This is a genomic window from Actinophytocola sp. NPDC049390 (assembly GCF_044466355.1).
Taxonomy (GTDB): domain Bacteria; phylum Actinomycetota; class Actinomycetes; order Mycobacteriales; family Pseudonocardiaceae; genus Actinophytocola.
In genome coordinates, this window is record NZ_JBITMQ010000002.1 from 801,669 (window position 1) to 814,329 (window position 12,661).

The 12,661-nt window shown below is 72.1% G+C and carries 9 protein-coding genes; 2 read left to right on the forward strand and 7 right to left on the reverse strand.

The window, feature by feature from the left end:
* Positions 1-25: 25 nt before the first annotated feature.
* The 7 genes from ACIBVP_RS09960 to pyrR all read right to left on the reverse strand — a co-directional run bounded on the left by ACIBVP_RS09960 (position 26) and on the right by pyrR (position 10,836).
* Positions 26-2,707, reverse strand: coding sequence for a hypothetical protein (locus tag ACIBVP_RS09960; protein WP_396105663.1), 2,682 nt, complete (start codon positions 2,705-2,707; stop codon positions 26-28).
* Between the two features lie 65 nt (positions 2,708-2,772).
* Positions 2,773-3,606, reverse strand: a complete 834-nt coding sequence (gene pyrF / locus ACIBVP_RS09965) for an orotidine-5'-phosphate decarboxylase (protein ID WP_396105664.1) — start codon at positions 3,604-3,606, stop codon at positions 2,773-2,775.
* Positions 3,603-6,905, reverse strand: a complete 3,303-nt coding sequence (gene carB / locus ACIBVP_RS09970; protein WP_396105665.1) for a carbamoyl-phosphate synthase large subunit — start codon at positions 6,903-6,905, stop codon at positions 3,603-3,605. The genes pyrF and carB overlap by 4 nt, the downstream gene beginning before the upstream one ends.
* The gene (gene carA / locus ACIBVP_RS09975; RefSeq protein WP_396105666.1) at positions 6,898-8,013 is read right to left on the reverse strand and encodes a glutamine-hydrolyzing carbamoyl-phosphate synthase small subunit; all 1,116 of its coding nucleotides are present in this window, start codon (positions 8,011-8,013) and stop codon (positions 6,898-6,900) included. Before carA ends, carB begins: the two co-directional genes overlap by 8 nt.
* Complete coding sequence (locus tag ACIBVP_RS09980) at positions 8,010-9,314, reverse strand: dihydroorotase (protein WP_396105667.1); 1,305 nt, start codon at positions 9,312-9,314, stop codon at positions 8,010-8,012. Before ACIBVP_RS09980 ends, carA begins: the two co-directional genes overlap by 4 nt.
* Positions 9,311-10,243 carry an aspartate carbamoyltransferase catalytic subunit gene (locus ACIBVP_RS09985; RefSeq protein WP_396105668.1) on the reverse strand — a complete coding sequence of 311 codons (933 nt, stop codon included), beginning with the start codon at positions 10,241-10,243 and terminating at the stop codon, positions 9,311-9,313. Before ACIBVP_RS09985 ends, ACIBVP_RS09980 begins: the two co-directional genes overlap by 4 nt.
* Positions 10,240-10,836, reverse strand: a complete 597-nt coding sequence (pyrR, locus tag ACIBVP_RS09990) for a bifunctional pyr operon transcriptional regulator/uracil phosphoribosyltransferase PyrR (RefSeq protein ID WP_396105669.1) — start codon at positions 10,834-10,836, stop codon at positions 10,240-10,242. Before pyrR ends, ACIBVP_RS09985 begins: the two co-directional genes overlap by 4 nt.
* A gap of 264 nt (positions 10,837-11,100) precedes the next feature.
* On the opposite strand from pyrR, the gene ACIBVP_RS09995 reads away from it, so the two are divergent.
* Together ACIBVP_RS09995 and ACIBVP_RS10000 are read left to right on the forward strand one after the other, a co-directional pair.
* Positions 11,101-11,589 carry a transcriptional regulator gene (locus tag ACIBVP_RS09995; protein ID WP_075123575.1) on the forward strand — a complete coding sequence of 163 codons (489 nt, stop codon included), beginning with the start codon at positions 11,101-11,103 and terminating at the stop codon, positions 11,587-11,589.
* Between the two features lie 321 nt (positions 11,590-11,910).
* Positions 11,911-12,657, forward strand: a complete 747-nt coding sequence (locus ACIBVP_RS10000) for an SAM-dependent methyltransferase (RefSeq protein WP_396105671.1) — start codon at positions 11,911-11,913, stop codon at positions 12,655-12,657.
* Positions 12,658-12,661 lie beyond the last annotated feature (4 nt).

A 12,661-nucleotide genomic window follows, 5' to 3' on the forward strand; every position in this document is an offset into this window, starting at 1 on the left:
GCATCGGCCGGTCTGCCGACTTGGCTCAACCAGTCGGCTGACAGACCGCGGGCGGCGGGTCCGCACGTTTCGGCGGCGTGGTCCTGGTGGTCTTCTTGTGCTTGCCGTCGTTGTCCGCGACGACCTCGACCGGCACCGGCGTGTTGCCGGGGCGGGCTTCGGCCGTGTACCGCCACTCCGGCCTGCCGTCCGTGCCCGCCCGCACGTACCGGGCGCTGGGGTTGCGCAGCTTGAGCCCGCCCGCGCGCTGGGCTTCCCTGCCCATCTCGGGCAGCTGGGCCCTCGGTGGGGCCTTGGGCAGTGGCGGGTTGCGGTAGGGCAGGGTGGGGTTCGCCGGGTCCATGATCATCTCGTACGGTTGCAGCACGCCGCTGTCGTCGGCGACATTCCCGGTCGGGTACGCCGACGCGATCGTGCCGTCCTGCAGCACGTGTACGACCAGCTCGATGCCGTTCGAGCTGCCACGAACCTCCCAGGAGCCGACCTCGACCCCCATCTGGTTCTTGTTGTCACCCGTCACCCTGCGCACCGACGTGCCGGTGGCGGTGGTGTCGTCGCCGTCGTGCGGGTTGCCCTCGCGCTTGTTCCGCATCGCGCGCGAGGCCACCTCGATCACGCGTTCCTCGGTGACCTCCCGGCTCCACGTCTTCGGGTACTCGGTCTTGTCCGCGACCCCCGCGCCGTACCGGTGACCACCACCGCCGCCTCGGTGCGGGTCGACGGCGTCCCCGTGCCACATGTGCTCGGCCGTGGCGGGCGTGAAGTGCGGGACGACCGTGGTGGGCGGTGTCTGCGGCACCCGCTCCAGCGTCTGCCCGAGCGCGGCGATGTCGTGCACGTCGAACACGAACGCGCCGTTCACCGCGCCGCGGTTCGGCAGCCCGCTGGTCACGCTGGTGATCGACAGCTGCTGGATCGCCGGATCGCCCTGGTCGTCGAGGAGCACGTCGCGGAACGACCCACCCTTCGGCGTGCGGTCCCGGAGCACCTCGACGAGCTGTGTGCGGGACATGGCGCCCAGGGTGTTGCTCTCGTCGCCCCGGACGGTCACGTCGACCACCCTCGCGTACCCCGACGGCACGACGCCGTCCCGGTCGAAGTCCCGTCTCGCCTGGTCGACCAGGTCGTAGAGGGCGTCGTGGCCCTTCTGCCCCTTGGCCCCGCCGCCGATCCCGCGGAGCACGTGAGCGCGCCGCGTCGTGTCGTCGACGATGACGCCGTCGGCCTCGACGTGCACGGGCGCGGTCTCGGGCGACGGCGCCTTCCTGCCTTCGGTGAGCGCGGCCAGCAGCTTGAGCGTGCGCAGCGCGAGGTCCTGTTCCAGCGGCTTGCCGCGCACGGCCTGGCGGAACAGGTCGAGCAGCGGGGTGCGGACCGGGTCGTCGCCGTGGCGCAGGGCGGGTGCGCTGACCAGCTGGTGGAGCAACGCGAGGAGCCCGGCGTCCGCCGCGGCGCCGATCACCGCCTCCGCCTCGGCGACGACGTCGCCCTGTCTGAGCACGCCCGCGGTCGGCGCCCCCGAGGTGAGGCGGTCCATGATGCCGGTGACGCCGGGCCCGATCAGCCCCGGCCTGCCCGGCACCGGGTTGTTCGGGTCGACGCCGCGGTCGTTCAGCCGCCTGCCGGCCGCCACGTCGGGCCCGGCGAGCGAGGTGATCTGCGCGAACGCCTGGACGGAGATGGGCACGGTGACCCGGCCGCCCGGCGACGGCGGCGCCGGGTTCGGCGCGTTGTACACGGTGCTGAACCGGCCGCCCGGCGGCAGGTTCAGCGGCACGGTCATGGGCGCGCCGCTGCTCGACGTGATCACGAGCGTGCCGACGCCCGCCCCGCCGCCGACGTTGGTGACCTCGACCGTGAACGGGCACATCGGGGTCCGGCAGATGCCGCCCGACCCGCGAACCCCGCCGGTCAGGCGTGGCCGCTGCGCCATGTCCGGTACCGACGGCGCGGGCAGGTCCGGGATCGTGGGCGCGGTCCGCGCGACCGTCGCGCCGGTCTGCTGCCTGCAGGACGTGCCCGGCCGCGCGACACCCAGTTCGACGTCCGGGTAGTCGCGTCCGTCGTCCCCGCCCCGCACGCGGTGAGTGTCCGCGAGCAGCGGGCCGCCGATGCCGAGCAGTGCGGGCGGCTCGGCCGGGGTGACGTACACGCGCCAGCCGGTGTCGCCGAGCGTCAGTGTCCTGGCGGGCGTGCCGTCGCCGAAGACCGACGAGGTCGCGGTCCAGGTGGCCCGTGCGGCGGGACGCGCGATCATCTCCCGGATGGCGTCGCCGGTCAGGCCGCTCAGCGCGCTGACCGGGAACCCCACCGAGTCGTCGGCCCTGACCCACCGGTCGCTGTGGGCCTGCTGGTGGGCCGGGACGGTGTTGAGCCACCACGCCGCGTTCGCCCTGATCGCGGCGTCGTCCCCCGCGGCGACGATGGTCGCGACGCCACCCGCCTCGTCCTCGACGACGGCCTGGGCGCCGTCGCCGGTGACGACGATGTCGACGTGCAGGCGTTGCGCCGTCCCCGTCCGCACCCAGCCGGTCAGCTCGATGTCGTCGAGGTCGGCGAGGACGCCGAGCGCGGCGGCCGCGACGCGCTGGGGCGCCTCGGCCACAGGCGACCCCGCCAGCCGTTCGTGTGGGGCGGCCAGAACGGCCGCCGCCACCATCCCCACGGCGAGAACCGGCACCCCGCCCAGCACCCAACGGCGTCTCATCCGTCAAACCCCCGCCTCGTGAGAGCGATGTTCGAACGGATGTCACACCGGATCGGGTTTCGTGGCTACCGCGCGTGTATCTCCAGTGCATCCCGGACGCGCAGCGCCGCGTCGCGCAGCGCCGTCACGTCCGGGCCGTGGCGCAGGATGTCCCTGGACGACGCCGGGAGCACGTGCCCGCGGTGTTCGCCGAACACGCTCCCGAGGTCGTCGGCACCGGCGCCCTGCGCGCCGAAACCGGGCGCCAGGATCGGGCCGTTGAGCCGCGACAGGTCCAGCTCGGTGCGGCCGACGGTCGCACCGATGACGAGGCCGACGGACCCGAGCGGCGTGGCGCCCTCGTTGCGGGCCGCGGCCTCGTCCACCATCGTCTGGGCGACCGGGACGCCGTCCTCGCCGCGGGCCCGCTGCACCTGCGGGCCCTCCTTGTTCGAGGTCAGTGCCAGCACGAACAGGCCGCGGCCGGTCCGGTCCGCGAGGTCGAGAGCGGGGTCGAGCGACCCGAACCCGAGGTAGGGCGACACGGTGACCGCGTCGGCGGCCAGCGGTGAGCCGTCGGCCAGGTACGCCCGCGCGTAGGCGGCCATCGTGGAGCCGATGTCGCCGCGCTTGACGTCGGCCAGCACCAGCGTGCCGGTGCCCGCGAACGCGGCGATCAGCTTCTCCAGCACGGCGACCCCGGCCGAGCCGTGCGCCTCGAAGAACGCCGACTGCGGCTTGACCACCGCCACCTGGCCCGCGAACGCCTCGGCGCACGTCATCGCGAACCGCTCGAGCCCGTTCGCGTCGACGGGCAGGCCCCACTGCTCCAGCAGCGCGGCGTGCGGGTCGATCCCCGCGCAGAGCGGGCCACGCTCGGCCACGGCGGCGGTCAGCCGCGCACCGAACGACGCCCTCACCGCTGGCTCCGCAGCGTGGCCTGCAGCGACTGCAGCGACTCCACGCCGATGTCCTGCCGGATCAGCGCCTCGATGCCGTGCACGGCGGCCGCGGCGCCCTGGATGGTCGTCACGCACGGGATGTCGCGCGACACGGCGGCCGTGCGGATCTCGTAGCCGTCGACACGCGGGCCGGGGTTGCCGTACGGGGTGTTGATCACCATGTCGACGCCGCCGTCGCGGATGACGTCGACGATGTTGTCCTGCCCCTCGAAGTGCTTGCGCACCTCGGTGCACGGGATCCCGTTGCGGCGCAGCACCTCGGCCGTGCCCGCGGTGGCGAGCACCTCGAACCCGAGGTCGGCGAGCCGCTTGACCGGGAACACCATCGCCCGCTTGTCGCGGTTGGCGACCGACACGAACACGCGGCCCGACGTCGGCAGCGAGCCGTAGGACGCGGTCTGCGACTTGGCGAACGCCTTGCCGAACGACGCGTCGACGCCCATGACCTCGCCGGTCGACTTCATCTCCGGGCCCAGCAGCGAGTCGACGCCGTGGCCCTCCGGGGTGCGGAAGCGGTGGAACGGCAGGACCGCCTCCTTGACCGACACCGGCGAGGACGGCGGCAGGTCGGCGCCGTCGCCGTGGCCGGGCAGCAGGCCCTCGTGCCGCAGGTCCGCGACGGTGGCGCCGAGCATGATCCGGGCGGCGGCCTTCGCGAGCGGCACGGCGGTCGCCTTGGACACGAACGGCACGGTCCGCGACGCGCGTGGGTTGGCCTCCAGGACGTACAGCACGTCGTCCTTGAGCGCGTACTGGACGTTCAGCAGGCCACGCACGCCGATGCCGTCGGCGATCGCCTCGGTGGACCTGCGGATGGTCGCGAGGTCCGTGCGCCCGAGCGTGATGGGCGGCAGCGCGCACGACGAGTCGCCGGAGTGGATGCCGGCCTCCTCGATGTGCTCCATCACGCCGCCGAGGAACAGTTCCTCGCCGTCGTAGAGCGCGTCCACGTCGATCTCGATCGCGTCGTCGAGGAAGCGGTCGACGAGCACCGGGTGCTCGGGTGTGACCTCGGTGGCGCGCTCGATGTACCCGGCGAGCGACGCCTCGTCGTACACGATCTCCATGCCGCGCCCGCCGAGCACGTACGAGGGCCGCACGAGAACCGGGTAGCCGATCTCGTCGGCGATCCGCTTGGCCGCCGCGAACGACGTGGCGGTGCCGTACTTGGGCGCGGGCAGCCCGGCGCCCTCGAGCATCTCGCCGAACGCGCCCCGCTCCTCGGCCAGGTGGATGGCGTGCGGCGGGGTGCCGACGACCGGCACGCCTGCGTCCGCGAGCCGCTGCGCCAGCCCGAGCGGGGTCTGGCCGCCGAGCTGCACGATCACGCCCGCGACGGTGCCCGAGCGCTGCTCGGAGTGCACGACCTCGAGCACGTCCTCGAACGTCAGCGGCTCGAAGTACAGGCGGTCGGAGGTGTCGTAGTCGGTGGAGACGGTCTCCGGGTTGCAGTTGACCATCACGGTCTCGTACCCGGCGGCCCGCAGCGCCATGGCCGCGTGCACGCACGAGTAGTCGAACTCGATGCCCTGCCCGATGCGGTTGGGACCGGAGCCGAGGATCAGCACCTTCGGCTTGTCCCGCTGCTCGGTCACCTCCGACTCGGCGGCGGGGTCCAGCTCGTAGGCCGAGTAGTGGTACGGCGTCTTGGCCGCGAACTCGGCGGCGCAGGTGTCGACGGTCTTGAACACCGGGCGGATGCCGAGCCGGTGCCGCAGCGAGCGGACGCCGTCCTCCCCCGCCAGCTCGGGCCGCAGCGCGGCGATCTGGCGGTCGGAGAACCCGGCCCGCTTCACCCGCCGCAGCAGGTGCTCGTCGAGCACGGGCGCGGCGGTGACCTCGGCCCGCAGCTCGACCAGCGAGGCGATCTGGTCGACGAACCACGGGTCGATGCCCGACGCCTGCGAGACCTCCTCGACGCTCACGCCGAGCCGCAGCGCGCGTTCGACCGTGTAGAGGCGGCCGTCGTGCGGCACGCGCAGCGCCGCCAGGACCCCGTCCACGGTCAGGGTGCCCGGGTCCGGCGTGGTCCAGAAGCCGGCGGCCTTGGTCTCCATGGACCGCAGCGCCTTGCCGAGCGCCTCGACGAAGTTGCGGCCCAGCGACATGGCCTCGCCGACCGACTTCATCGTCGTGGTCAGGGTCGGGTCGGCGCCGGGGAACTTCTCGAACGCGAACCGCGGCACCTTCACCACGACGTAGTCGAGCGTCGGCTCGAAGCTCGCCGGGGTCTCGCCGGTGATGTCGTTGCGGATCTCGTCGAGCGTGTAGCCGATGGCGAGCTTCGCGGCGATCTTGGCGATGGGGAACCCGGTCGCCTTCGACGCGAGCGCGGACGACCGGGACACGCGCGGGTTCATCTCGATGACGACCAGGCGGCCGGTCTCGGGGTGGACGGCGAACTGGATGTTGCAGCCGCCGGTGTCGACGCCGACCTCGCGGAGCACGGCGATGCCGACGTCCCGCATGTGCTGGTACTCGCGGTCGGTCAGCGTCATCGCGGGCGCGACGGTCACCGAGTCGCCGGTGTGCACGCCCATCGGGTCGATGTTCTCGATGGAGCAGATGACCACGACGTTGTCGTTGCGGTCGCGCATCAGCTCGAGCTCGTACTCCTTCCACCCGAGCACGCTCTCCTCGATCAGCACCTCGTGCACCGGGGACTCCGCGAGCCCGGTCGAGGCGAGCCGCTCCAGGTCCTCGGCCGTGTGCGCCATGCCGGAGCCGAGTCCGCCCATGGTGAACGACGGCCGGATGACCACGGGCAGGCCGAGGTCGTCGACGGTCTTGCGGACCTCGTCCATCGAGTGACACACCGCGCTGCGCGGCGTCTCCGCGCCGACCGCGGCGCAGATGTCCTTGAACCGCTGCCGGTCCTCACCGCGCTGGATGGCCTCGATGTCCGCGCCGATGAGCTCCACGCCGTACTTCTCCAGCGCCCCGCGCTCGTGCAGCGCGACCGCGGTGTTCAGCGCGGTCTGGCCGCCGAGGGTGGCGAGCAGCGCGTCGGGGCGCTCCTTCGCGATCACCTTCTCGACGAAGTCGGGGGTGATGGGCTCGATGTAGGTGGCGTCGGCGAACTCCGGGTCGGTCATGATCGTCGCCGGGTTGGAGTTCACGAGGCTGACCCGCAGGCCCTCCTCGCGCAGCACGCGGCACGCCTGGGTGCCGGAGTAGTCGAACTCGCACGCCTGCCCGATCACGATCGGCCCGGAGCCGATCACGAGCACGTGCTGGATGTCGTCCCGCTTAGGCACGCTTCTCCTCCATCAGGCCCACGAACTCGTCGAACAGCGGAGCGGCGTCGTGCGGGCCTGCCGCCGCCTCCGGGTGGTACTGGACCGAGAACGCGGGCACGTCGAGGGCGCGCACGCCCTCCACGCAGCCGTCGTTCGGGCAGTAGTGGCTGATCACGGCGCCGCCGTAGGGGGTGTCGAACCGCTGGCCCGGCTCCCCCTCCAGCGCGAAGCCGTGGTTCTGGGCGGTGATCGCGACCCGGCCGGTGGCCACGTCGATCACCGGGATGTTGATGCCGCGGTGGCCGTAGCGCAGCTTGTACGTGCCCAGACCGAGCGCGCGGCCGAGGATCTGGTGGCCGAAGCAGATGCCGAACGTGGGGATCTCGCGTTCGAGCACCTGCCGGGTCAGTGCCATCGGGCCGTCGGTCGTCGCCGGGTCGCCGGGGCCGTTGGCGAGGAAGAACCCGTCCGGTTCGAGGGCGAGGACGTCGTCGATGGTGGCGTTCGCGGGCAGCACGTGGGTCTCGATGCCGCGCTGTCCCATCATGCGGGGCGTGTTGGTCTTGATGCCGACGTCGAGTGCCGCCACGCGGAACCGCGTTTCACCGGACGGGGGGACCACGTAGCTTCCCTGAGTCGTCACCTCTCCCGCGAGGTCGGCACCGACCATCTGGGGGCTCGCCAGGACGTGCGACACCATCTCGTCGACCGTGCCGAGCGCGTCACCAGAGAAAACGCCGCCGCGCATGGCGCCGCGCTCGCGGATGTGACGGGTCAGCGTGCGGGTGTCGACGCCCGAGATGCCGACGACGCCCTGCTCGGTGAGCGCGTCGTCGAGGCTGCGCCGGGACCGCCAGTTCGACGGGACCCGGGCCGGGTCGCGGACCACGTACCCGGCGACCCAGATGCGGCGGGACTCGTCGTCCTCGTCGTTCCAGCCGGTGTTGCCGATCTGCGGGGCCGTGGCCACCACGATCTGGCGGTGGTAGGAGGGGTCGGTCAGCGTCTCCTGGTAACCGGTCATGCCGGTGCAGAAGACGACCTCGCCGAGCGTGGTCCCGGTCGCGCCGAACGCCTCACCGCGGAAGACCTTGCCGTCCTCCAGGACCAGAGCGGCGGTTGTCATGAACGCACCTTTCCATCGTGTGCCGTCACGCGGCCGCGCAGCAGCGTCGTGACCACTCGGCCGGGCAGCTCCATGCCCTCGTACGGGGTGTTGGCGGCGATGCTCGCCAGGTCGTCACCGCGGACCGTCCACCTGGCGGCCGGGTCGACCAGGGTGAGGTTGGCCGGCTCCCCCACCGCGATCGGGCGGCCCTGGTCGGTCAGGCCCGCGATCTGCGCGGGCCGCTCGCTCATCACCCGCGCGACGCCGCGCCAGTCGAGCAGGCCCGGTTCGACCATCGTGGCCACCACGACCGACAGCGCGGTCTGCAGACCGAGCATGCCCGGTCGTGCGGCGGCCCACTCGCAGTCCTTGTCCTGGACGGCGTGCGGGGCGTGGTCGGTGGCCACGCAGTCCAGCACGCCGTCGGCGAGTGCCGCCCGCAGCACCTTCGCGTCGGCGGAGGTGCGCAGCGGCGGGTTGACCTTGTTGACCGGGTCGAACGTGTCGAGCCGCTCGTCGTCGAGCAGCAGGTGGTGCGGGGTGACCTCGGCGGACACCGTGATCCCCTGCGCCTTCGCCCACCGCAGCAGCTCGGCGGACCCGGCCGTGGAGACGTGGCAGACGTGCAGGCGGGCGCCGGTCTGGCGGGCCAGCAGGCAGTCGCGGGCGATGATCGCCTCCTCGGCCGCCGCGGGCCAGCCCGCGAGACCGAGGCGTGCGGCCTGCTCCCCCTCGTGCGCCTGGGCGCCGAGGGTGAGCCGGGGCTCCTCGGCGTGCTGGGCGATGACCACGTCCAGGGCCGTCGAGTACTCCAGCGCGCGGCGCATGAGCAGCGGGTCGGCGACGCAGTGGCCGTCGTCGGAGAACATCCGGACCTGCGCCTGTGAGGTCGCCATCGTGCCCAGCTCGGCGAGCTTCTCGCCCGCCAGGCCGACGGTGACCGCGCCGACCGGGTACACGTCGACCAGCCCGACCTCGCGGCCGCGCCGCCACACGTGCTCCACGATCACCGCGTTGTCGGCGACCGGGTCGGTGTTGGCCATGGCGAAGACGGCCGTGTAGCCGCCCAGCGCCGCGGCTGCCGAGCCGGTGGCGATGGTCTCGGTGTCCTCGCGGCCGGGTTCCCGCAGGTGGGTGTGCAGGTCGACGAAGCCGGGCAGCGCGATGAGCCCGGTCGCGTCGACGACCTCGTCGGCGTCGGTGCCCTCGGCGATGAACCCGTCCCGGATCAGGAGATCGACCGGCTCCTCGCCGCAGGGGCGGACTCCCTTGAGAAGCAACGAACTCGACGTCAACGGTTCGGTCGCAAGCTCCCTCACGCGACCTCCTCCTCGTGGGCCAGCAGGTGGTACAGGACCGCCATCCGGACGTGCACGCCGTTCGACACCTGCTGGGTGATCGCGGCGCGGGGCGAGTCGGCGACCGCGGCGGCGATCTCCATGCCGCGCAGCATCGGGCCGGGGTGCAGCACGACCGCGTGGTCGGGCAGCAGCGCGAGGCGGCGCTCGTTCATGCCGTAGGCGATCGAGTACTCCCGCGTGGACGGGAAGAAACCGCCGTGCATCCGTTCCGCCTGGACCCGCAGGACCATCACCGCGTCCAGGCTGGGCAGCTCGGCGTCGAGCGTGTGCGAGACGGTGACCGGCCACCGGTCCACCCGCGCGGGCAGCAGCGTCGGTGGCGCGACCAGCGTGACGTCGGCGCCCAGGGTGGTGAGCAGGTGGACGTTCGACCGCGCGACCCGGCTGTGCAGCACGTCGCCGACGATCGCGATCCGCCTGCCCGCCAGGTCACCGAGACGTTCCCGCAGCGTGGCCGCGTCGAGCAGCGCCTGCGTGGGGTGCTCGTGCATGCCGTCGCCCGCGTTGACCACCGACGTGCCCGCCTCGGCGAGCCAGCCCGCGAGCCGGTGCGCGGCGCCGGAGGCCGGGTGGCGGATGATCACGCAGTCCGCGCCGGCGGCGGCGAGCGTCTGCGCCGTGTCCCGCAGCGACTCGCCCTTGCCGACGCTGCTGCCGCTCGCGGACACGTTCACCACGTCCGCGCTCATCCACTTGCCCGCGATCTCGAACGACACCCGGGTGCGGGTGCTGTTCTCGTAGAACATCGTGATCACGGTGCGGCCGCGCAGGGTCGGCAGCTTCTTGACCTCGCGGCCGAGCAGGGTCTGCTTCAGCTCGGACGCCGTGTCCAGGACGGCGGTCGCGGTGGCCGCGTCCATGCCTTCCGTGGCCAGGAGGTGCTTCACGAATCCCTCCTGTCGAGAACTCGGTCCAGGACGACGGCGTCGCGGTCGTCGGTCTCGGTGAGCAGGACGTGGACCTCCTCGGAGCGGGACGTGGGCACGTTCTTGCCGACGTAGTCCGCGCGGATCGGCAGCTCACGGTGACCGCGGTCGACGAGCACGGCGAGCTGGACCACGCGCGGGCGACCGGCGTCACGGAGCGCGTCCAGGGCGGCACGGATCGTGCGGCCGGAGTACAGGACGTCGTCGACGAGGATGACCAGGTGGTCGTCGATGCCGCCCTTCGGCAGCGCGGTGGCGCCGAGCGGGCGCGTGGGCCTGCGACGAAGATCGTCACGGTAGAGTGTGACGTCCACCACACCGGTGGGTACGTCGATGCCGGAGAACTCGGCGATGCGGGCGGCCAGACGGGCGGCGAGCGGGGCGCCGCGGGTGGGAATGCCCAGGAGAACGACGGGTGGTGCGTCGTTGGCGCCGAGCGCGGTGCGCTCGATCACCTGGTGCGCCATACGGGCGACGGTGCGCGCGACGTCGCCGGCCGACAGCAGCTCGCGCCGCTCGGCCGGTTCCGTCGCGCCGCGGTTGGGCGGCGACAACGGGTTGACCTCCTTCCCCGCCTCACTGGACGGGTCCTTAAAGGACGTCTAGCTGCGCACCCACTGCGGGTGCCGTAGCACCGTATCAGGCCGACCGGATCCACCAACCGGGTGGTAATCGGGCATTTCCACGGACGTCGTACACAGATCAGCTTGACCTGGTGACAACTGTGGGTAACCATTACTCTGCGTGTCGATATGCGGCTACCCGCGGCATACATTTTTCAACCGGCCGTCGGGGCGAACGAAATGGAGAATCGCCATATGGGCGACTACGCCAAGGCGCTAGGGAGCAAGCTCCGCGGCATCCGCCAGCAGCAGGGCCTGTCCCTGCACGGCGTCGAGCAGAAGTCTGGCGGCCGCTGGAAGGCGGTCGTCGTGGGCTCGTACGAGCGGGGCGACCGGGCGGTCACCGTGCAGAAGCTGGCCGAGCTGGCCGACTTCTACGGTGTCCCGGTGGTCGAGCTGCTGCCGGAGGGACGCGTCCCGTCCGGTGCGGAGCCGGCGACCAAGATCGTCATCAACCTGGAGCGACTGCAGCAGCTCCCGGCGGAGAAGGTGGGCCCGCTGGCCCGCTACGCCGCCACCATCCAGAGCCAGCGCGGCGACTACAACGGCAAGGTGCTGTCGATCCGCACCGAGGACCTCCGCTCGCTGGCCATCATCTACGACATGACCCCGGGCGAGCTCACCGAGCAGCTCATCGACTGGGGTGTGCTTCCCCCGGAGGCACGTCCGTCCAAGGAGGACTGAGCCGGTACGTACGGGCTCCACTGACGACCGCCGCGGCCGGCCGAGGGACTTGGGAGATCGGCCGGCAGGCGTGCGTACAACCCCGCTGTCGACTGGCAACCCGGTCGCGACCTTGCGCTGAGCAGGGCCGCGGCCGGTCGCGTGTTCCGGGCATTTCCGCCACCCTCCGTGGCGAACGGCCGACGATCATGGTCGCGTCCGGCCCCAGCCCGCTACTCCATTCGGGTCACCTCCGAACAACCCGACCGGGGCAGTCCGATCCCGTTCTGTCGCAACGAAATCGGGTGGACACGATCGCGGCCGTTTGTCTAGGGTCCGCCCGTGGATCTTCCTCGCCATTTCACGATCCGCGAGAGCGGTCATCGCATTCACAACCCGCTCACCAGCGCCAAACTGGCGACGCTCGGCGCCGCCCTCGGGCTCCCGGCGGGCGCCACGATCCTGGACCTGGCCAGCGGTTCGGGCGAGATGCTCTGCACGTGGGCCCGCGATCACGGCGTCACCGGCACCGGCGTCGACATCAGCACGGTCTTCGTCGCGAAGGCGACCGCACGCGCCACCGAACTGGGCGTGGCGGACAAGGTGACGTTCGTCCACGACGACGCGACGGGCCACGTGGCCGACACCCCGGTCGACGTGGCCGCGTGCATCGGCGCGACGTGGATCGGCGGCGGTGTCGACGGAACGGTCGAGTTGCTGCGCAAGAGCCTGCGCCCGGGTGGTCTGCTGCTGGTCGGGGAACCGTACTGGCGCCGCGAGCCGCCGGACGACGCCACGGTGGCAGGCTGCCACGCCACGAGCCGCGACGACTTCCGTTCGCTCCCCGACCTGTTGACCCACCTCGGCGAACTCGGCTGCGACGTCGTGGAGATGGTCCTCGCCGACCAGGACAGCTGGGACCGCTACGCCGCGGCGCAGTGGCTCAACATCCGCCGCTGGCTCGACACCAACCCGGACGACGAACTGGCCGACGAGCTACGCGCCGAACTCGCCACCGAACCGGCCCGCCACGCCCGCTACCAGCGCGAGTACCTGGGCTGGGGCGTGTTCGCGTTGATGAACCGCTGACCGT

Coding starts and splice junctions, on each gene's coding strand:
- carA (WP_396105666.1), bottom strand. CDS start 8,013: ATGACAACCGCCGCTCTGGTCCTGGAGGACGGCAAGGTCTTCCGCGGT.
- ACIBVP_RS09995 (WP_075123575.1), top strand. CDS start 11,101: ATGGGCGACTACGCCAAGGCGCTAGGGAGCAAGCTCCGCGGCATCCGC.
- ACIBVP_RS09960 (WP_396105663.1), bottom strand. CDS start 2,707: ATGAGACGCCGTTGGGTGCTGGGCGGGGTGCCGGTTCTCGCCGTGGGG.